This is a genomic window from Corynebacterium lipophilum (assembly GCF_024102595.1).
GTDB classification, from domain to species: domain Bacteria; phylum Actinomycetota; class Actinomycetes; order Mycobacteriales; family Mycobacteriaceae; genus Corynebacterium; species Corynebacterium pseudogenitalium.
The window spans coordinates 106341-128256 of sequence record NZ_JAEUWV010000004.1 but is presented as its reverse complement, the minus strand read 5'-3'; the positions used below and the strand labels follow the sequence as shown (position 1 = coordinate 128256).

At 59.9% G+C, this 21916-nt stretch carries 13 protein-coding genes; 6 read left to right on the top strand and 7 right to left on the bottom strand.

Features of this window, described 5'->3' with window-relative positions; translation table 11 throughout:
• The first annotated feature begins 186 nt into the window (after positions 1 to 186).
• Together JMN37_RS05190 and JMN37_RS05185 are read left to right on the top strand one after the other, a co-directional pair.
• Entirely contained in the window at positions 187 to 4569 is a 4383-nt protein-coding gene (locus JMN37_RS05190; protein ID WP_252931252.1) for a hypothetical protein, read from the top strand.
• Between the two features lie 376 nt (positions 4570 to 4945).
• The gene (locus tag JMN37_RS05185; RefSeq protein ID WP_252931251.1) at positions 4946 to 9463 is read left to right on the top strand and encodes a hypothetical protein; all 4518 of its coding nucleotides are present in this window, start codon (positions 4946 to 4948) and stop codon (positions 9461 to 9463) included.
• 102 nt (positions 9464 to 9565) lie between these two features.
• Here JMN37_RS05185 and JMN37_RS05180 read toward each other — a convergent pair whose 3' ends face one another.
• From JMN37_RS05180 to JMN37_RS05170, 3 genes are all read right to left on the bottom strand, one after another.
• Complete coding sequence (locus tag JMN37_RS05180) at positions 9566 to 9985, bottom strand: hypothetical protein (protein ID WP_252931245.1); 420 nt, start codon at positions 9983 to 9985, stop codon at positions 9566 to 9568.
• 621 nt (positions 9986 to 10606) lie between these two features.
• A complete protein-coding gene (locus tag JMN37_RS05175; protein ID WP_252931243.1) occupies positions 10607 to 12700 on the bottom strand; it encodes a YhgE/Pip domain-containing protein in 2094 nt (697 codons plus the stop codon).
• The gene (locus JMN37_RS05170; RefSeq protein ID WP_071573198.1) at positions 12697 to 13308 is read right to left on the bottom strand and encodes an ATP-binding cassette domain-containing protein; all 612 of its coding nucleotides are present in this window, start codon (positions 13306 to 13308) and stop codon (positions 12697 to 12699) included. The genes JMN37_RS05175 and JMN37_RS05170 overlap by 4 nt, the downstream gene beginning before the upstream one ends.
• A gap of 88 nt (positions 13309 to 13396) precedes the next feature.
• Here JMN37_RS05170 and JMN37_RS05165 point away from each other — a divergent pair, with 88 nt between their 5' ends.
• Positions 13397 to 13963 carry a TetR/AcrR family transcriptional regulator gene (locus JMN37_RS05165; RefSeq protein WP_252931241.1) on the top strand — a complete coding sequence of 189 codons (567 nt, stop codon included), beginning with the start codon at positions 13397 to 13399 and terminating at the stop codon, positions 13961 to 13963.
• A 3-nt stretch (positions 13964 to 13966) separates the two neighbouring features.
• Here JMN37_RS05165 and JMN37_RS05160 read toward each other — a convergent pair whose 3' ends face one another.
• Positions 13967 to 14527: a hypothetical protein gene (locus JMN37_RS05160; RefSeq protein ID WP_252931240.1), complete on the bottom strand. Its 561-nt coding sequence runs from the start codon at positions 14525 to 14527 to the stop codon at positions 13967 to 13969.
• Between the two features lie 239 nt (positions 14528 to 14766).
• Between JMN37_RS05160 and JMN37_RS05155 the strand changes: the two genes are divergently transcribed.
• The 3 genes from JMN37_RS05155 to JMN37_RS05145 are packed head-to-tail and all read left to right on the top strand — an operon-like array spanning position 14767 to position 18523.
• Positions 14767 to 15711 (top strand): methylenetetrahydrofolate reductase, encoded by a 945-nt coding sequence (locus tag JMN37_RS05155; protein WP_370295943.1) that lies wholly within the window; start codon positions 14767 to 14769, stop codon positions 15709 to 15711.
• The gene (gene metE, locus JMN37_RS05150; RefSeq protein WP_252931239.1) at positions 15708 to 17960 is read left to right on the top strand and encodes a 5-methyltetrahydropteroyltriglutamate--homocysteine S-methyltransferase; all 2253 of its coding nucleotides are present in this window, start codon (positions 15708 to 15710) and stop codon (positions 17958 to 17960) included. The genes JMN37_RS05155 and metE overlap by 4 nt, the downstream gene beginning before the upstream one ends.
• A gap of 41 nt (positions 17961 to 18001) precedes the next feature.
• Entirely contained in the window at positions 18002 to 18523 is a 522-nt protein-coding gene (locus JMN37_RS05145) for a peptidylprolyl isomerase (protein WP_070363359.1), read from the top strand.
• Positions 18524 to 19301: 778 nt separating this feature from the next.
• On the opposite strand, the gene JMN37_RS05140 is transcribed toward JMN37_RS05145, so the two are convergent.
• The 3 genes from JMN37_RS05140 to JMN37_RS05130 form a co-directional block, all read right to left on the bottom strand.
• Positions 19302 to 19484, bottom strand: coding sequence for a hypothetical protein (locus JMN37_RS05140; protein ID WP_070363358.1), 183 nt, complete (start codon positions 19482 to 19484; stop codon positions 19302 to 19304).
• Positions 19477 to 20235: a hypothetical protein gene (locus JMN37_RS05135; RefSeq protein ID WP_252931237.1), complete on the bottom strand. Its 759-nt coding sequence runs from the start codon at positions 20233 to 20235 to the stop codon at positions 19477 to 19479. Before JMN37_RS05135 ends, JMN37_RS05140 begins: the two co-directional genes overlap by 8 nt.
• Before the next feature lie 216 nt (positions 20236 to 20451).
• Positions 20452 to 21906 (bottom strand): DUF5129 domain-containing protein, encoded by a 1455-nt coding sequence (locus tag JMN37_RS05130; RefSeq protein WP_252931236.1) that lies wholly within the window; start codon positions 21904 to 21906, stop codon positions 20452 to 20454.
• Positions 21907 to 21916 lie beyond the last annotated feature (10 nt).

The following is a 21916-nucleotide window of genomic DNA, read 5'->3' as shown; positions in this document are numbered from 1 at the left end:
GTGGGGGTTTGTGTGGTTTTGTGGTGGTGGGGGCGTTGTGGACTACTTTCAGGGAGATTTTTGTGATTGAATAAATGTCTGTCAGTTTGTGGATCCGTGTTCAGATGGTCTTCAGGCTGCTTCGAATATCTCCTACGATTTTTAAGGATTGAGCCGTTGCAAAACGCACATCTTAAGAAGCGAATCATGGCCGGCCTGATTTCAGGCGCAATGATTGCAGGTGGCGCAGTTGTCGTCGCCCCGGACGCAAGCGCAGACGAGCGCATTACGAGCACGTACTCTTCGTTGCCGAACGATAAGTACGCTGAGGCGCTGCGCTTTAACACTGAGCAGATCAAGATGCTGACCAATCAGAATGATTACCAGGCCATGCTGAAGACCTGGATGCAGGTCACCCCGATGGGCCCGGGCTGGTGCATTGATCTTGAGAAGCCACAGCCAAACCTGGATACCCGCGGTTATGAATTGCGCAAGCTGGGCGGCATGTCCGGCCTGTACGGTTTCAACGGCTTTAACGGCAGCCTTGGTATTCACCCGGACATTGAAAAGGCAGCGATTTCGCTGACGAAGTCGATGCTGACGTCCTGGTACAAGCGCGACTTCGAAGACGTCAAGAAGAAGAATGCCGCGCTGCAGGCCCTGCTGTCGAACAGCAAGAGCGTCCTGGACGGTCAGCGTTCCCGCATTTTGTACGGTCAGGAGCAGAACGGCGTGACCGTGACCAACCAGGAATTCACCCAGTGGACCGGTTTCCGCATTAGTGGTGTCTTCGGTGGTAACAACGAGTACCAGCCAGGCTACGCGCTGGTGAAGGATGAGGCTGCGTTTAGCCGCGTTGCTAGTACAGTTCGCGACGGCGAGTACGTCACTATCCTGCTGCCGAAGGATTACAACATCTACCAGGATGGCCGCGAGGCAACCTTCCAGCGCCTGATTCCTCCGACGCAGCCTGGTTTGGATGGCTTTTACCCACGCCCAGGCGGCGGCAACGGCGGCACCGTCACGACCACGGTGACTGTAACTGAAGGCCCTGGCGTTACCTCTACGGTGACCGAGACCGGCGTTCCGACCGTGACGCACACCGTGTACGAGCATGCAGGTACTGAATACGAGACCATCACTGAGCGCCCGACGGTCACCATTACTAACGAGCAGCATGAGGTCCACTACAAGACCAAGACGGAAACGCCTGCGCCAGTAACGCAAACCGAGTATGCGAACACGCCGGCTGTCACCGTTACCGAGTTTGAGAACGCACCGAAGTCCACTGTCACGGAGACTGTGACGCAGGACCCGGATGTTGTGGTCATTGAGAAGAAGACGCCTGTCACCGTCACCGAGACCGCAACGGTCCGCCCGACGATCACCGAGACCGACAAGGTGCGTCCAAAGGTTACCGTCACCGAGCCAACCTACGTCACCGCGACGAAGACGCTGGCCCCGAAGACTGAGACGAAGACCGTCACGGCTGCTCCGAAGACTGAAACGAAGGTCGTCGATACCACCGTCACCCGCGTGTCCGAGACCCGCAAGACCACCACGGTTGAACGCCACTTCTACAAGTACAGCTACGTGTACGACTTCTCGAACAAGAGCGAGTCCAAGGTCATCGTGCCGAACAAGTCGGGCAACTGGAAGATCGAGTTTGTCGACGACTCCAACGGTCTGGTTGACGTTAAAAAGGAAAACAACCGCCTGGTTATCACCCCGAAGAAGCAGGGCGAAGGCGACGTTCGCATTGTCATTACCGACGGTGACGGCAACCGTTACGAGTACACGATTCACGTTGTGAACAAAGACTCGAACAAGACCACCGAGAAGACCGTTCGCGTGAACAACCACTTCTTCAACGTGTCCGTCACCGGCCTTGACCAGTCGATCACGATTCCGAAGGGCTGGAAGTACGAGGTCACCGAGGGCAAGGAATTGGTCACCACCACCGAAGATGGCGACACACTGCGCGTTAACGTCAAGGATGGCGTCATCACCGGCAAGGTGAAGATCAAGGTCTTCGAGGTTGACAAGGACGGTAAGCCGACCGGCAACGAAGAGAACTACGAGTTCAACGTTGACACCAAGCCGAACAAGTACAACCAGTCCCGCGTGATCGGTAACGTCTCCTCGTACAAGATCGAGGTTGACAACATCCAGGGCGAGCCTGAGATCCTGAAGGGCAAGGACCTGATCGAGTCCCTTGAGGAGAAGGGTGGCCAGTGGGTACTGACCCCGAAGGCTGGCAAGACCGGTGAGGTCATCATTCGCGCCAAGAACGATAAGGGCGAAACCTTCGTGTTTACCCTCGACGTTCGTGACGGCCGGAATGTCCTCGTTGACTCTAAGACCGAGATCATTACCGTTGGCGACAAGGTTCAACTTGAGGGCGAAAAGGGCGACACGCTCCAGATCGCTCGAGGCAAAGAGCTTGTCGACGATGCGCAGCTGCAAGGCGACGGCAAATGGACCCTTGAGCCGAATGGCGAAGGCCTGATCGTTGCACACGTCAAGGACGCAAACGGCCAGCTGGTTGCTGTTTACACCATCGTGGTCACCCCACAGGAAGCGAAGCCTGAGAAGCAGACCGTCGTGACCGAGATTTCGAACCGGCGCACCTTGGTCCTGACGAAGGGTCTGGGCAGCAACGAGTTCACCTTCCCTGACGGCACCGATAACTTCAGCTGGGTCAAGGATGAGAAAGACCCGAACAAGTTCTACCTCATGCCGAACACGGACTTCGTCGGTGAATTCCGCGTCGTGGAGAAGTCCGCAAACGGTTACGAGCTTATCGAGCACGTCATCAAGGTCAGCCAGGCCAAGGTTGATGAGACTCAGCGCGACCTTCCAGCAGGCTCGTCACTGACGCTTCCTGGCGTCAACGAGAACCAGAAGTTCGTCGTCGTCGCTGGCGCGGACCTTCTGGATGGAAAGGTCAACCCACAGGGCGACCAGACTCTCACGCTGAAGAAGGCCGTTTCCGGCAAGGTTGTTATCGAGATTCAGAACTCGCGCGGCCTGCCGATCAAGCGCTTCATCTACAACGTGACGCCGAACGAACCAAACGTGAGCTCCTTCGAGATCACGTCCGACGACAAGTTCACCTCGAACGTCAACCCAGGCGACACCGTGAAGATCGTTGAGGGCGGCAACCTCGCCGACCTGTCCAACAAGGGCGACGAATGGACTGTCACTCCGAAGGACGGCGCTGAGGGCAAGGTTGTCGTTGAGGTCACCGACAAGGATGGCAACGTCTACCAGAAGTTCATCCTGAACATCACGAAGGGCAAGGGTGGCTCCAGCTCCTCCGGCAAGATCGAACGTTCCTACACGATCACGGAGAAGGGCACCTTCGACGTGACGATCGTTAACAACCACAAGTATGAGGTTGTTGAGGGTCAGGAACACGTTGAGATTGTCAAGGACTCCGAGAACAACTTCACTCTCCGCATGAAGGAAGGGTCGAAGGGCGGCAAGGTCGTAGTTGTTGAAAAGGACAACAACGGAAAGGTTGTCAAGCAGCACAACATCACGATCACTGAGGACAGTGGCGCGCTGAAGTTCGTCGAAGAGCGTCGTGTCTACCAGCCGAAGCTGACGGACAAGATCACAGCAGGTGAGGGTAAGAACACCTTCCGCGTTCTGCGTGGCGAGGACATCATCGAGGAGATCCCGACCGTGCCTGGCAGCTTCACGTTGAAGCCGCGTCCTGGCAAGTCCGGCCGCGTACAGATCGAGGAAGTCGACAGCAAGGGTAATCCGGTCCGTATCATTGACGTCGATGTTCCGGCCACTTCTGAGGGCAACGTCATTGTCAAGCCTGGCAACTCCGATGTCAGCCCGAACCCAGATGGGTCCTGGCGTATCATTCCTCCGAAGGGTGGTTCAATCGATCGAGGCAGCATCAAGGTCTGCGAGGGCCCGAATAACTGCAAGCCTGTCGACCCAAACATGATTGTGCCGAATGACAAGGACGGCTCGATCACGATTAAACCGGGCAAGGGTGGCATCACGCCTGGGACCACGCACCTTCAATTCAAGATCATCACTGATGGCGTTGCATCTGATTACTCCGTGAACATCGTGGTCAACCAGAACAATGCTGGGTCTTCTGACGGCAAGTGCATTGCATCGCTGGTGGGCATCGCTTCGCCGCTGTTGCTGCTGATTCCGTTGGGCATCCTCTCCCAGGTCCGTGTACCGGGTCTGGAGGGCATCCAGGGCAAGCTAAACGCCGCTGTGCGTGAAGCAAACGATCGCATCCAGCGTGGTCTGGGCATCTACGACCGTGACCGTGCAGAGCGCGCCGCAGGCATTCAGAACGCGTTCAGTGCGGTGAACCCTGAATTGGTCGGTCTGGCGGCCGGTGCGCTTGGAACCATCACTGCTGGTCTGCTGATTGTGGACGCAGTGCTTCGTTCCTGTGGCCAGGGAGATAAGACCTCGTCCTACCAGATTGGTAAGGCTACGGGTAACGACACGTTGGTCTATGGGTCTTCCAAGAAGGGGGATGCGGTGAAGACCGCTACCCCGGTCCCGACCACCGAGACGTCAGCTTCGGAGACACATAAGAAGTAAGCGCTTCTAGCAAAGACCTCTTCCCGCACGGGGAGGGGTCTTTTTGCATTCCTAGCTTTCCGCGATAGGGATTTCACGAGGTAAACCAGGTGACAGTGTCCCCCCTGTTTGGTGGCAGCGGTGTTTTAAGTGTGATAGATCACTTTTTTGTTGCGTGCGTTGCCAGCTTTTGTGAAGGTGCTGGTCAGGGGGATTTTATTGTGGGTTTGGTGGGGGTTTGGTGGGGGTTTGTGTGGTTTTGTGGTGGTGGGGGCGTTGTGGACTACTTTCAGGGAGATTTTTGTGATTGAATAAATGTCTGTCAGTTTGTGGATCCGTGTTCAGATGGTCTTCAGGCTGCTTCGAATATCTCCTACGATTTTTAAGGATTGAGCCGTTGCAAAACGCACATCTTAAGAAGCGAATCATGGCCGGCCTGATTACAGGCGTTATGGTCGTTAGCACCGCCAACGTCGTTGCGCCGAACGCAAGCGCAGACATCGCTGTTACATCCGAATACGATCGGCTTAGCCCAGAGGTGGAGCAGCAGGTACGTGAGGAGCAGGCGCTCTGGAAAGAACGTATCCCGCATGGCACCAACGCTCTTGACCTACTTCCGACACAGTACGGTCCGGGCTGGTGCATCGACTGGGGCGTAGATAACCCATGGAACAACCCGGCGGGGTACGAGTACCGTAAGCTCACAGGCCAGTCCGGTCGCTACGGTGAGGGTAACCGCATCAATAAAGATGTCGAGAAGGGCGCGATCAACCTGATGCGCTCTGTCATGGAAGACCAGAAGCGTGGCGACACTGCAAGCGTCAAGAAGAAGATGAACTACATGCAGGCGCTGCTCTCCAACAACCTTGGGTATCTCAATGACATCCGTCCTAAGCTGATGGGTGACGCGCTGTTTACCCAGCTCACCGGCTTTGAGATTCGCTACCGTCACGTGGACAAGAACACGCCGGGGCCGAACTACTACCTCATGGTGAATGAGGAGGCGATGGCGAAAATCCGCAAGGAAGTTAGCGATGACGCTTACATCGTCGTCCTCATGCCGAAGAACTACAATCTGAACTTGAGCTGGCGTCGTGAGTACACTTCCCAGCGACTGATTATTCCGTCCCAACCGGGCCTGGAAAAGCCGAAGACGCCAAAGCCACAGCCGCCAGCCCCGAAGTACACCAACACTACGGTGACACTGCCGAAGAGCACGATCACCACGGTGACTCGCGTGCCAGAGGCCACGGTGACGAAGTGGAAGAAGTTCCCTCCGAAGACCGTCGAAACGACGACGACGTTGGCGCCAAGCTTGACCACTGAGACAGTGACGCCGGAAGCGTCGACGTACACAACGACCGTGCGGAAGAATGGCGAGCCTATTACCACCACGCGCACGACCAAGCCTGAGCCGTACATCACCACACGTGAGGTTCCGGGCAAGGAAGTCAAGACCACGACGACCATCACCGAGTCACCCGTAGTCACCACCGTGAAGGAGCACACCACTCCTACGACGTTAACTGAGTACACGACCGTCCCAACCACGGTCGAGGTTGTACCGTCTGACGTCACTGAGACGACGACAGCGCAGTCGACAACCACGACGACCTCCACGAACGTGAACGAGAAGGAGATTATCCGGGAGTACGAGACCCAGATCATCAAGGAAGTTCACGAGATCCACAACACGATCGACATTCGTCACAAGGACGAAAAGAAGATCCTTGACCTGGGTGACCTGAAGAAGCAGGGCTACTCCTGGCGCATCACTCGTGGTGGCGACCTGGTCATTGTGGACCGTGACAAGAACAACAACCTGATCATCAAGCCAAAGGATGGCTTCAAGGGGTCCGGTGTTGTTGAGATCGTTGTTACCGACGAAAACGGCAACGAGTACATCTACGAGCTGCAGATCAACGACCGCACGGGCGAGATTGAGCACCTCAACAAGATCGTCAACAACTACTTCTACAACATCAACCAGGGCGGCTCTGACCGCACCAAGCTCATCAAGATCGAGAAGGGCGACAAGTGGGACCTTCTCAAGGGCGGTGACATCGCCAAGGTGGAGGATGACGGTGCCGGTCACATCGTTGTCACTCCGAAGGACAAGAACGTCCAGGGTGAAGTGCGTGTGAAGGTGACCTCGAAGGATGGTGTTGAGAAGGAAAACATCATCACAATTGAGAACTTCAACTCCACCTACAAGGTGACACGTGAGATCGCTGATACCTCGGTCGGCTACGTTGAACGCCGTGGCGGTACCAAGTACGAGATCACCTCTGACGTGAACAAGGTGATTAAGGAGATCGTCAAGGACGGCGACAACTGGCGAATCGTCCCGAACGAGGGCTCCGAGGGTGAAGCACACGTCACGTTCATCGATGAGAATGGTCGCAAGTACGAGTTCACCTTCATTGTGAAGAAGGACCCGAATGCTGGTCCAGACATCCGCGACGTCATCATTAACCACGACGGCAAGGTCGAGATCGACAAGCAGGATAAGCTCACCGCCAAAATCGTGGGCAACGGCACGGACTACGCGACGCTGACCGAGGAGGACGGCAAGTGGGTCATCAAGCCAACTGAGGCTGCTGCGAACGCGAGCGATGTCAGCAAGGTCGTCGTGCAGGTACACGATGAGAAGGGCGAGCTGCGTGGTGTCTGGAACATCCAGATCAACCCGGCACGCAATGCGGACTCCTTGGATAAGGAGACCCGCTCTCGCGATGTCATTGATCGCTCGCTGATGACGATCCGCACTGGCGATGAGAAGAACAACAACCTCCGCATCGTCGAGGGCCAGGATCTGATTATCCCTGAGGGCGAAGAGAAGAAGAACGCGAACGGTGACATCACCGATATGCGCTTCCGGTTCAAGCCGGGTTCTGAAGGCACCGTCCGCGTCCAGGAAACCATTCGCTGGTACAGCATCGACGACCAGAACCAGCCGAAGGACCACGGTAATGCGGAACTCGCTTTCCCTGACCTGGTTGGCGATAAGATCAAGCATGATCCGAACAACGGTGACAAGCCGTACGTTGAACTCGTGGTTACTGAGTGGGTTGTCAACGTTAAGCCGGGCGAGGTCAAGGAACTCAAGCACGACATCACCACCGATAACGACATGGCTATCCAGGGAACCAACCTGAAGCTGGTCAAGGGTGAGGAGTTGCTGCAGTCCAAGCCGGAGGATGGCTCCACGATGGACCTGAAACCGCTGCGTAACGCAAACGGTGAGGTCGTCGTCGAGAACCGTACGAAGGACGGCTACATCTTCGAGCGCTACACGTTTAACTTGAAGCCTGGCCGCGATACGAACAAGACTATCAAGCGTACCCTCACTACTGACGGTGTAGCCAAGCTTGCTCGTTACGAAGGCGATAAGATCTTCAAGCTCCTCGACGGCACAATTGCATCTATCGATTCGACCGGTGCAACTGCTGAAGGCAAGAGCAACCTCACGGACATCACGGATAAGATGAATGAATTCTTCGAGGTGTCTGAACAGGGCAGCGTTTTCGCCGTTAAGCCGAAGGAAAGCGCGGTTGGCAAGACCTTCACGTTCCAGGTTGCTGACGACCGTGGCGTCTACGCGAACTACGTGTTCACTGTCGGTGCTGGCGACGGTAAGGGCGCACGTACCCTGGACTTGCCGGAGACCTCCGAGTTCCGTGCACTTGAAATCAACCCGAACACTATGGTGTGGGCAAGTGGCGCTGAGAACTTCGAAACCAAGACAGTTGACAGCGGCTCTGTGAACAATGAGGGTCAGAAGCTTACGGAATGGGTGGCTAAGCCTAAGGCTGGCACTGCCGGTAAGTCTGGCGTTGTTCAAGAAATTGACCCCAATGGCAACGTTGTGGCGCGCTACACCTTGAACATCAAGCCGGGTAAGCAGCGCAAGTACAAGGAAGTCAACACCGGTGCGCTGGTTGGCCAGGACGTAGAGTTCGCACCTGCTGACTCGAAGAACACCTTTGCAGTTACCAAGGGTGCCGACCTTGTTTCCACCAGCACGAAGGAAGGCAAGTTCGTAGTCACGCCTAAACCGGCGGCCGCGCACCAGACCATCGTCATCGAGGAGCGTGACCCGAATGGCGATCTGGTGACCAAGTACAATGTCTCTGTGTTGCCACAGGGTTGGTCTACTTCTCAAGGCGCGAACATCGCTGACCCGAATAAGCTGTTCAAGATCACACGTGGCAAGAACGGTCAGATCATCATTGAGAAGGATCCGAACGCCAAATTCGACATCGATTTCGGCAAGCTGCGGTTCGACATCATTGGTGGCAACGCCGATGTGAAATTCGAGAACGGCAAGTGGATCATCACGCCTACCCAGAGCGGGAACATCACCATTGTTCCGCAGCTTCCGAGCGGCAACGCTGCATCCAAGATCGATATCAACGTTCAGGTAGAGCAGTCCGGTTCCTCGAACGCGAACTTCAAGGACCCGAAGTGCATCGCTGGTCTGGTCGGCATGGCGTCGCCACTGCTGCTGTTGATCCCGCTGGGCATCCTCTCCCAGGTCCGCATTCCGGGCCTCGAGAGCCTGCGCGCACAGGTCAACGCAGCCATCAAGCGCGCTAACGATGACATCCAGCGTGGCCTGGGTATCTACGACCACGACCGTGCACAGACCGCCGCTGGTCTGCAGGGTGCGTTCCAGGTAGCGAACCCACAGATGATCGGCCTCGCAGGTGGCGCCCTCGGTGCCATCACCGCCGGCCTGATCATCATGGACGTTGTCCTGCGTAGCTGTGGCGTGGACGAAGCAACGTCCTCCTACCAGCTGGGCAAGGCAACCGGCAACCAGACCCTGATTGACGGTTCCTCGAAGAAGGACAACCCGGCAACCACGGAAGCAAAGCCTTCCGAGGAAACCAAGCCTGCGGACAAAAAGTAACGTTGACTCCGCCTCAGTCTGAGGCCAGGGCATAACAAAACCCGGCCCGCACACCACCACGGTGCGCCGGCCGGGTTTTTGCTTGCAAGAAAATCTACACGGCTACTTCCGCTTCTTCGGCAACGCCATCAACGCCGCGCCCATCGAAACCAGCCACGAATCCTTCGCCAGGGAAAGGCCATCGTGGGAAGGACGGATGCCGTCGTCCTCGGTCATGGCGTCGTTGTTGAAGTACATCGTCAACATGCCAGCGCCAAACGAGCCAAGGGCCGCACCGGCGAGACGGTTGCTCACAAAGGGGGCGAGCAGCGCGCCAGCCACCGCGGACTCAGAGACAGCGAGTCCCTTACCGAACTGCTCCGGATCCAATTTGCTCAGTGCCGGGATGCCGGTAGCCGCCATCCCCTGGAGTCCCTCGGCGGCCTCGCGGTTAAGGCTGAACTTGCTCAGGGCGGAATTCAAAATGAAAAGTCCCGTCGGGACGCGCAGGGCAACGGATGCAAGCTTCGCAGATGTAGACATAGTGTGCTCCTTCGTTATTGGTAGATCGCAATACGTGTTGACGCATCAACAATGTGGCGAGTCTACCAGTCGAAGAACACACGCGCAGAAGGGGAGCGCACCACATTCATGAGTGTCAAACAGGAATTTGGTGCATGGATTGGACCGTGAGTGACAAAGGACGCAGTCCTGTCGGCCCACCCTAGCAAAGGCCCAGGTCGCGAAAAGTGGGTTGCGTCCTTTGTCACTCGGTCAGGCTGGGGTGACACCAAATTCCCTCGGGCAGCGCCAGCGATCTGGGGAAAACCACTTCGGTATTTAAAAAGCAGGATTTTGGTGTCCACAGAGAATGGAGCAACACCAAATTCCATCGTCGGCGACCTGTGTCCTGGGAGAACACAAAACCAGATCCGCAAAATCAGGGATTTGGCCCTAGGTGGCATGGACTGGGCAGTGAGTGACAAAGGACGCAGTCCTGTCGGCCGACCCCAGCAAAAGCCCAGGTCGCGAAAAACCAGTTGCGTCCATTGTCACTCACCCCTTTTCCCAGACACCAAATTCCTCCGCAGAAACTTGCTAACCGGGGAAACGTAAAACCCGCCCGCCGAAAAGCAGGAATGTGGTGCCACGCCAGCGCCAGCCTTACAGCGACAGCTCTGGGTGGATGTCCTTGTCGTTGAGGATGCGGCGCTTCCACATGCCCCACGCGCTGATCAACCACGCGGCCACTGCGAGCAGTGTGAGGACCACGATGGCGCGCAGCAGGCGCGGGTCTTCGGCGTGGTTGCCGAAGAAGGCGACGCGGATCATATCCACGGTAAAGCGCATCGGGTCCCAGGCGTGGACCCACTGGATGAACCCTGGCTGCACTTCGGGCGGGTAGAGGCCGTTGGAGGCCACCAGCTGGAGGGACATGAGCGCCATGGTGACCAGTCTGCCGGTGGCGGGGCCGAAGACCATGTTGATGGCCAGGATGAGGGACATGAACACCCAGGAGCCGAACCACAGCACGCCGAACAGGCCGAGTGGGTGCTTCGGCTCGACGCCGATCGCGACGACCTGCACGAGCCACAGCAGCACGGCCTGCACGAAGCCGACGATGAGGGACGGCAGCAGGGTGTGGGCGACCATGCGGAAGGGGTTGGTGCCGGAGTCGATGACGCGGCGTGAGAACGGCGCGAGGATCATGTAGAGCACCAGCCCGCCGATCCACAGGGAGAGGGACAGGAAGAAGGGGGAGAGGCCCTTGCCGAAGAAGGTGAGTTCGTCGCCGGTGTTGTTGTGTACGACGGGGTTGCCGGCGGCCTCGGTGGCTTTCTCGAGGCGGTCGCCTTCCCAGGTTGGGGCTTTGTCGGCGCCTTCGTTGAGTTTGAGGCTGAGTTCGCCGGTGCCGTCGCTGAGGGTGACGAGGCCGTCGTTCAGGTCGTTGAGGCCGACGACGAGCTGGTTGGAGCCACCCGCGAGTTTGGAGGTGCCTTCGGCTGCGGAGTTCGCTCCCACGACGAGGCGGGAGGAGCCGTCCTTCAGCTTGCCGACGCCCACCACGAGCGTGCCGGAGCCGTCCTGCAGCATACGCAGACCCTGCGCCAGTGTCTGCGCACCGGCTGCGGCTTGGTCCATGCCGGAGCGGTACTTGGCGGTGGGGTCGTTGAGCTGGGTGGACAGTTCTTGGGCGCCGTTGCGCAACCTGGTCAGGTCGTTGATCATCTGCGGGTTCATGGCGACGAACTGGTCGCCGTTGAGCTGAGCTTTCAGGCCGCGGGCCTGATTGGCCAGGTCGGCCGCGCCGGGGACTGGGGTGGCGTCGAGTTGGCGGATGGCCTGGTCCAGGGTGGCGTTGATGCTGTTGAAGGTGTTCTGGGCGACGTTGAGCTGGTCCGTGATGGAGGTCAGCTTGCCTACGCCGCCGGCGATGGCGGCTGCTCCGGCGCCCAGCTGGTTGGTGCCGTCTTGGAGGGCGGAGAGGCCGTCGGCAAGCTTGTTGGCGCCTTGGGAGGCTTCGCCGAGCTTCTCGTTGAGGGTGTTGGCGCCCTGTTGGAGTTCGCCGATGCCGGAGTCGAGTTGCTGCGCGCCGTCGGCGAGCTTCTTGATGCCGTTGTCAAGCTCCCCGACGCCGCCGTTGAGCTTGCCGGCGCCGTCCTTCAGTTTGCCGCTGCCGTCCTTGGCTTTGTTGGCGCCGTCATCGAGTTTGCCCGCGCCATCGGCGGCCTGCACCATGCCGTCGTGGATGGTGTTGAAGCCGACGAAGAGCTGGTTGACCACCTCTTTACTCACGCTCTCTGAGATGACGGAGCTCATGATCAGGGTCACCTGGTTGCCCAGCATGGTGGGAATGAACCCGTTGGTCTCATTAAGGGAGATGTTGAGTTTCGCCTGGTGGGGGTTGTCGGAGTTGACGGATTCGGCGGCTTCGGAGAAGTCGCTGGGGATCTCCACGCCGAGGTAATAGGTGCCGTCGGCGACGCCCTTTTGGGCTTCCTCCGCGCTGACCAGGCGGAAGTCCATGGGTTGCTCGGCCATGAGCTCTTCGACGACGGTCAGGCCGTGCTCACCCTCGTCCGAGTTGACCAGGGCGACGGGCATCTTGTGTAGGTTGCCCAGTGGGTCGTAGTAGGACCAGACGAACAGCCCGCCGAAGAGCAGCGGGATGAGCGTGATGGCGATGATGGCGAGCGGCGGCAGTTTGCCGTGACCGAACTTTCGGAAGTTGCTGCCGATGTGCAGCCCTGCGATCATAGGTCCTCCTTGTTCACGCTGTTGACCAGCACTGGTTTGAGTTCTGCGACGTCGCGCAAGTTGTCGATGAATTCCTTGCGCAGCTCAAAGTTACGCAGCTGGTCTGGGTCGTCGACGATGATGAGCGGCGCGTCTGGTCGCGCGATGAGCGCGAGCAGTACACGCAGCCGCATCCGGTCGACGATGCTGAGGTCGCCGATGCCGAGCTTGAGTTTGTCCTCGTCCAGGTCGAATTGGAGGGGTTCCAGCCAGGGTTCGACAAGTTCGTGGCCGAGCAGGTCACGCGGGATGAGGCGGAAGAACGGCAGCTCCCAGGAGATCTGCTCCCGGATGATTTCCTTGGTGGGCACGGAGCGCTCGACGGAGTCGATGAGCGAGATGCCCGCCAGGGCGATCTCGGGGAAGCGTTGGCGGGCGGTGGTGGGCTCGTCGAAAAGCTCGATGGTGCCGCTGTGTGGTTCGTAGCGGCCGGCGAGCGCCATACTCAGTGTGGACGCGCCGGACTCGCGCGGCGATGTGACCAGCGTGAACCCTTCGCCAACCTCGAGGTTGACCGGGTTGTTCCCTGGGCGCACGACGACGTCGACGGCTCGTAGGATGCAGTCCATTGAACACCTACTTTGGTTGATTTTCGTTGCAGAATGGTGCTAAGCGTAGGATTGACTATCAGTTAATGTCAAGCGGAAAGGAAGCACCATGCGGGCCGATGCGAGACAGAAGCGCGAACAGCTGATCCGGGCGGCGGTGGAGAACTTCCGCACCCGCCCGAACTCGGAGGTCACGCTTGGCGAGATCGCGGAGCACGCTGGGGTGGGCATCGCCACGCTGTACAGGCACTTTCCGACGCGCGCCGACCTGCGCCAGGCGTGCGCCCTCGAGTTCATTGACGTGCTCGACGCGAAGCTGGGGGACACGCTGGCCAAGTTTGACAGCGCCCCGGAGGAGCAGTGGCGCGCCTTCATTTGGGCGTGCGCCGACTCGGGTATCGGCATGCTGGTGGCGGCCCCGGCGGACGAGCCGCCGCACGCCCTGGAGCCCACGGTGCGGCAGCGCCGCGACGAGTTCTTCGCGCACGCCCAAGAGCTGCTGGACCTCGCCGCCGCTCACGGCCTGGTGGACCCAGCGCTGACTCCCTCCGAGATCGCCGCCGAGCTCATCGTGGTGACCCGCCCCATGAGTGCGAATCTGCGCAACCTTTTTCCAGACGTGAAGGCCCGCCTGGTCAACCACCTGTTGCTGGCGTGGCGGGTGGACGCCAGCTAGCAGCTACTTCGTAGCGCGGCGCTGGTCCTCGTCGAGGGCGTCGAGGGTGCTGAACTGGTCGTCGGCGGAATCGGTGGAATACACCAGCGTGGCCGTGCCTTCAGTCGCGTCTTCCCGCAGCGCGTGCTTCGGCTCGTGGTTGCGCTCCTCGAGTTTTTCGCGCAGGTAGAACTCCCACAGCGCCCAGCCGCCGGCCGCGAGCGCGCAAGCACCGAGGGAGGCGAACAGGACCTTCGAGCCGGTCCCACGCTTGCGCGCTTCCTTCTTCAGCGCGATCTGGCGAGCCTTGCGGTCGGGGGCGGTCGCGGCGTGGAGGGCGCGGCGGGCGTCGATACGCGCGTGGCTGGCGCGGGTGACTTTGCCGGCCTGCTGGCGCGCGGCGTCGTAGATCCCCTCGAGCTGTGGCACGTCGGCGAGGTCGTGGAGATCGTCGATGTTGTCGTCCTTGATGGCTTCGGTGAGTGCTTCGTAGACGTCGCGCTGCTGCTTGCTGTTGAGTTCGCGGAAGTAGTTCCAGGCGCCGCTGATGCCGTGCAGTGCGAGTCGTGCAGTGGTGAGGTTCATGTGTGCTCCTTCGTTGTGTTCTTTCCCAACCACCCTAGCGGGCTGCACCGACATGTGCCCCCACAGTCCGCACGAAGTAGACCAAGCGGTTCAGTTTTGGGAAATATTATTCACATTTCGCAGGTCGCTGACCTGTGACAATGCATCGCGATACGCAAAAGTAGTTGTGCACCCTTGCGGCCAGTCTTAAATTTCATTGCACCCCATCAACAGGAAGCAACAGAAGGCAGGTGAGTCGGGTGCGGCAGGCAACGTTGGAAACGCGGATCTCGGCGTCGGCACCGTTGGACGGCATCGAGGAGGAGCTCGCGCCACGCGCGCAGCGGGCACGCACGGCACTCAGCTTCGAGGTGATCCCACCGCGTCACAGCGCCGACTCCGCCAAGCTCGACGCCCTCATCCAAGGGCTCGCCGCCTACCAGCCCGACTACGTGTCGGTCACCAGCTCGCACCGCAGCGACTGGTTGGAAGGCACCGCCCGCCTCATCGAACGCATCGCGCAGACCACGAGCATGCGCCCCATCGCGCACCTCGCCTGCACCGCCGGCACGCCCGACGAGCTGCGGCAGTGGATCACCCAGCTTATCGACGCCGGCGTCCGCGGATTCCTCGCCCTTCGCGGCGACATCCCAGCCGGACTCGACCGCCTGCCCGACACACACCTGCAGCACGCAACGGACCTGCTCAACCTGATCCAGGACGTCGCCGACGCCCAGGCCTACCGCCTCGCCGCCGGCAAGCTGGCGCTGTCGGTGGCTTGCTACCCGCGGGGACACGCGGAGAGCACCAGCGACGACCAGGACCTGGACGTGTTGCTGGCCAAGCAGCGCCTCGGCGCCGACTTCGCCATCACGCAGCTGTTCTTCGACGCGCAGGACTACCTCAGCTTCGCGGAACGTGCCCGGCTCGCCGGGGTGCGCATCCCGCTGATCCCCGGCATCATGCCGATGACCAGCGTGAACCGGGTGCGCAGGATGGGCGAGTTGTCCGGTGTGGCACCCCCGGTGGACGTCATCAAGCAGCTTGAAGCGGCGCGGACACCGGAGGAAGAGCACCAGATTGGCATGCGACTCACCGTTGCATTAGCGCGCACGATTCTGCAGGTCGGCACCGGTGGCCTGCATGTTTACACACATAACGACTTAGCAGTAACACGTGAACTATTGAAAGGACTCAACCTGTGAGCACCGTAGCATTCCCCACCACGACCATCGAGGGCTACCCGAGGATCGGCGCGCAACGCGAACTGAAGCGCGCCCTGGAGTCCTACTGGTCCGGGCAGATCGACGCGGACACGTTCCGCTCCACGACGCGCGCCCTGCGCATCGACACGTACAACCACCTGCGTGACCTCGGCCTCTCCGAGCCCTACGCCATCCCGGCGGACGTCGCCCTCTACGACCACGTCCTGGAGACCGCGCTGACCGTCGGCCTCGTCGCCGGCGGCACCGACCTTGACGAGGAGTTCGCGCTTGCTCGCGGCACCGCCACCCGCGTGCCGCTGGAGATGACCAAGTGGTTCGACACCAACTACCACTACCTCGTGCCCGAGGTCGCCGCTGGTCAGGAGATCACGCCGGTGCCGGACCGCATCGTGCGCATCGTGGAGGAGGCCCGCGAGGCCGGCCACCAGGTTCGCCCGTACCTCGTCGGCCCAGTCACGCTGCTCGCGCTGTCGAAGCCGGTGGAGTGGTCCCTGCTCCCGGCCCTGGTCGACGCGTACGCTCAGGTCTTCGCGGCGCTTCGCCAGGCCGGTGTGGAGTGGGTCCAGGTTGCCGAGCCGATCGTCGTCGCTGACGTTGACACCCCGGACGCCGATATCGCGCGCTACCTGGGTGAGGCATGGTCGACGCTCCTCGGCGCCGACGCCCGCCCGAACGTCTACCTGACCACCCCATACGGCGCCGCCGACGCCGCCCTGCCCGTCCTCGGCGAACTGAAGCCCGAAGCCCTCCATGTGGACCTGTCCCCATGGACCCTGCAGGCCACCCCTGACTACGTCGAGCAGGTCCGCACCCACGTCGCGCCCGAGACACACCTCGTCGCCGGACTTATCGACGGCCGCAACGTCTGGGCCGCCGACCTCGCCGAACGCACCGAAATCCTCACCACCCTCGGCGCCACATCGGTGACCACGTCCACCTCGCTGCAGCACGTGCCGCACACCCTCAAGGCCGAGCGCAACCTGCCCGTCGACGTCGCCACCTGGCTCGCCTTCGCCGACGAGAAGATCGCCGAAGCCCTCGCCCTGAGCGCCGGCCCGCAGGACGCCGAGGTTGCGTTCGCCGCGTCCGCCCGCGTCGCGCGCACCCGCGCGGAGTCCCCGCTGCGCCACGACGAGGCCGTCGCGAAGCGCCTGGGCACGCTTCCCGCAGGTCAGGTGCAGCGCCAGCCGCTGTTCGCCGAGCGCCAGCAGGCCCAGCGCGAGGCGCTGAACCTCCCCAGCTTGCCGACGACCACCATCGGCTCCTTCCCCCAAACCCCCGAGATCCGCCAAGCCCGCGCCGCACACCGCAATGGCACACTCAGCGACGCTCAATACAAGGAAGCGCTGCAGCAAGAAATCAAGCAGGTCATCGAACTGCAAGAAGAAATCGGCATCGACGTCCTCGTCCACGGCGAAGCCGAACGCAACGACATGGTCCAATACTTCGCCGAACTCCTCGACGGCTTCGTCGTCACCGAAAACGGCTGGGTCCAGTCCTACGGCTCCCGCTGCACCCGCCCACCAATCGTCTACGGCGACGTCTCCCGACCAGCCCCAATGACCGTCGAATGGGCCACCTACGCCCAATCCCTCTCCAACAAGCCGGTCAAGGGCATGCTCACCGGCCCAGTCACCATCCTGGCCTGGTCCTTCAAACGCGACGACGTCCCCCTGTCCGTCTCCGCCGACCAAATCGGTGCCGCCCTCGCCGACGAAGTCCGCGACCTCGAAGAAGCCGGTATCAGCATCATCCAAATCGACGAGCCAGCCCTGCGCGAACTCCTGCCACTGCGCGCCAAGGACCGCCCGTCCTACCTCGACTGGGCCGTCCGCTCCTTCCGGCTCGTCGCCGTCGACGCCAAGCCGACCACCCAGATCCACACCCACCTCTGCTACTCAGAGTTTGGCCAGATCATCGACGCAGTCGCCGGCCTCGACGCCGACGTCACCTCCATCGAAGCCGCCCGCTCTCGCATGGAGCTGCTAGCCGACATCGACGAGACCTTCCACTCCGAAATCGGCCCCGGCGTCTGGGACATCCACTCACCACGCGTCCCTTCCGTCGAGGAGATCGTCGAACTGCTCCAAGCAGCACTGCGCCACGTCCCAGCCGAACACCTCTGGGTCAACCCCGACTGCGGCCTGAAGACGCGCAAGTATGAGGAAGTGGAGCCCTCGCTACGCAACCTGGTTGCCGCACGCGACGCGGTGCTCGCCCAGCGCTAACACCGGACGAGGGGCGTGGAGGGTCGTGTACGCTGTACACCATGACTCAAAAGACGCAGACAATGACGTTCCATACCAACCACGGCGACATCAAAGTCGACCTGTTTGGCAACCACGCCCCACACACCGTTGACACCATCACCGGCCTGGCGAAGGGCACCCTCGACTACTCCACCAAGAACGCCTCCGGCACCACCGAAGGCCCCTTCTACGACGGCGCCATCTTCCACCGCATCATCCCCGACTTCATGATCCAGGGCGGCGACCCAACCGGCACCGGCACCGGCGGCCCAGGCTTCCAGTTCGCCGACGAGTTCCACCCAGAACTCCAGTTTGACCGCCCATACCTGCTGGCCATGGCCAACGCCGGCCCAGGCACCAACGGTTCCCAGTTCTTCATCACCGTCGCCGAAACCCCGTGGCTGAACAACCGCCACACCATCTTCGGCGAGGTCACCGATGAGGCTTCCCGCAAGGTCGTCGACGAGCTTGCCAACGTCCCGACCGGCCGCATGGACCGCCCCGTCGAGGACGTCGTGATCAACTCCGTCACCGTGGAGTAGTTTTAGTTTTTGGCTTAGGGCCCCGCCTTTTTGGTGGGGCCTTTGGCGTTTTTGGGTGCTGAGTGCTGTGAGTGCCAAAGGACGCACCCCAAAACCTCCAGCCCATTCCTGACCAGGCACTATAGTGGTGCTACTTTTCGAAATTGCGTCTTTTGGCACTCAAGTGCCCGGACGCGCACCACATTCCCATCTTGCCGAATCGCGACCTGGGAAAACGCCGAGCGCCCCGCGAAAACCAGGAATTCGGTGCGCAGGGAAGAGGTGCCTGCACCACATTCCCGCTTTTGAGTAGGCCAAGTTGTAAAAGCCCAGGTCGGCGACAGTTAGTCTGCCGGCTCGCTGGGACGAAAATGTTCGGACAGAGCAAACAATTGTGATGCAAAACAGAGTCGGGTAACCGTCAGGTGGCGACGAACCCAAACGGGTCAAGTACTACTGCGGCCGTCGCGGTTTCTGTTCTGGCACTGCTCATTTCGATCGCCAGTCTCGCCCTGCCCTTCGCGAAGAATTTTCTTCCCGCGTAACCCTGCTTGAGGCGTTCCTAACCCAACAGCTCCGTTAGTGTTTGAGTTAAACCTGGTGAAGAATTGGTCCAACCACCACACGACGTTTCGCCAGGCTGGCGGAGGGGGTGACGGAACGATAGGTGCGAAAACTTCGATGATGCAACTGGCACCGGAATCTCGCGCCTAGAAAACATTTTGTGGCTGTGTTTGATGGTCGCATGGATCACACTCGGTCTTTTAACCTATGTGTGGAGCCCTCCGGGCAACACCATCTATATCGGATAAATGCCTAGAATCCGCTGCCATAAGGGCCGGTTCTGACGTGCTTCGAGTTTCTTGGCATACTCTTGCAAATCACGACTAGCTTTCGCCTGTGTCATTGGCAACTGCTCGATCATTCGTTTATGGGATTCGGTCAGTGGATACTTCCGCTCTGCCATTGCCTGATTAGTCATCAGCAGACTCCTTCCTATCCCTGTTATGACCTAGTACGGATAATAGTAACAAAATCTCTAGGTCTGAAACCCAGTTCTTCGAAGTAGTACCGGGCGAAGAGGTTGAATTCTTCGGGTTAAATTTATTGTCGTATTCAAGAATAGCCCGAGTAAACCCGATATCTTCTGAAGACTTCAACCCTGACTCCAGCATTGGGGTCAAAAAATGCCAACCTGCATTTTGCTGAGCGGGATTTTCTGCAAGTGTCATATCGATTGCCCACTGAACACGTTCGTAGTACGCAGAGCGGTCATCAGCATTTGATTTCTGCGACAGTGACTTGGTGGCGATGCCTAGCGTAAGTACGGCGGCTGCGGCAGCAGGTATCGCTCCTCGATATGAAAATATCGTCGCAAGCGATTCCTGCCAGGGCTTTTCCCAGAAAATCACCAACCCCCAGTGCACCATGGCCAGGAACGATACGAAAGCAACGAGCAGAGCGACGATGACTTGCGCGTTATTCCATTCGGCCCTGAAATTAATGTTCATTTTTCGCACGAGAATAAGGCTATCACTCAGATTCCTCCTGCTCAGGCGGATTCCACAGGCCTCACATTTACAAGATTTCAAGATCTGTCCCGGACTGGTTGAGAGGTGAGACTGGGGTGGAACTCCCCGAAAATACGGCCAATAGCCCTGGAAAACAGCTAGACCCCCAAATTCCGCATGTGCGGTGGAGGTCTGCAACGCCAATTTAGCATCAATCTGCATTCTGATGTTTTTATGGCCGGGGCCTGCACCACATTCCCGCTTTTCAGCAGACCGATCTGCAAAAGACCAGGTCGGCGAGCGCGTATGAGGGAATTTGGTGCGCGACCTCCTGTGATGGGGAACTATTTCACGTCTCAATCCCGAAACCGGACGCAACAATAGCGTTTCCCCAGGTGGCAAATGCCCTGGCCCAAAATAGTTCCCAAGCCAGTGGAACTAGAAACTCCCCGACCCGCCAGCGGCCGTGAACCCGGAGCTGAACGTCGTGTTCACGCCCGAAGAGGAGGAAGAAGCAGCCGAGTTCGCGGCGGCGACGTTGGTGTTGTGCCAGGACTGCATCGCAACGAATGGGATGTAGGTGGGGTACCAGTAGTCCTTGTCGTAGATGGCTGGGGTGGTGAGTTTGTGGCGGTCTTTGACGTCGCTGAACTCTTTGTCTTTGACGGCGTCGAGGATGATGCGGTAGTCGGAGAGGAGGTGGAGGTAGTCGTCGAGGAAGGTGGGGCTGGCGGGGTCCGCATCCAGCTGCCGGACGCGCTCCTCCAAGGAGACGAGTTCTTGGCGGAGGGTGGCGTCGTTAATTGAGGTGCGTGCTTTGGTGATGTCCCTGCTGAGGCGGGCGAGGTCGGTGCGGCGGGTCGTGGTGTCGCCTTGTTCGATGTTGAAGAGGCGGTTGATGTTGTCTTCGGCGTGGCTGGTGTGGGTGAGGGTTTCGGCGGCGTCGGCGAGTTGTTTGCGGGCGCGGTAGGCAGCGGCGTCGTCGGAGATGGGGATGCTGCTGATGCCGCCGGCGCCGGAGACGGTGTCGTGGAGTTTGAGGAAGCGGTCGCGAACGTCGCCCCATTGACGACGCAGCTCCGCATCAGCAAACGCGCTGGTCAGGGAGTTGGCGCGGACGTCGATGCCGTCGAGGCGCCCGGCGAGGTCGGCGTATTCCTTGGTCACGAGCGAGTAGTCCTCCCGTGCCTGCTCAACCAATCGGCGGTGCCGGTTGCGCAGCGCGACGCCTGTGCCTCCAACAACCCCGGCCAACGCCCCAGCCACCATTCCTGCGCCGATGCCGCCCCAGGTCCGGTCGTCGACTGCGGACTCGTAACGCTCCTGCTGCAGGCCGGCGGTGTCCATGGCCAGGCTCGCGCCGGCGAAGAGGGCGGCGGGGACGTTGTTGCTTTGTAGGCCGGGGACCATGGCGTCGATAACTGAGGAGACGCGCGATGATTCGCTGTGGAGGTCGAGGACGTCGGCGACGTCGTCGGCGGCGTAGATTGCGTGGTGGCGGTGCGCCATGTCCACGGCGAGGACGAGGGTGCCGTCGCGGAAGCCGTGTTTGTCCAGGATTTCGTCGGGGTAGTGGGCGCGGAAGTATTCCTCGATGGTGTCGTTGATGTTCTCGCGCGTGTTTTCGGCGTTGTTGAACGCGAGGATGTGGATGGTGCGCACGACTTCTGGGTGGTCGATGCGCTGGAGGTTCTGCTCGAGTTGCGCCTGGTCAGCTGGGGTGAGCAGGCCGTCGGGGTTGGTCAGTTGCAGGCGTGGCGCCTCGGCGGTGGTGGCGATGGCGTAGTGCGCGGGGTCGGGTTCGTCGATGGTGGCGTAGGTGCCCGCGCCGACTCCGCCGCCGATCAGCAGTGCCGTCGCGCCAACGCTCAAAACTTGTGACCATGTGCTCATGCGCCTGATT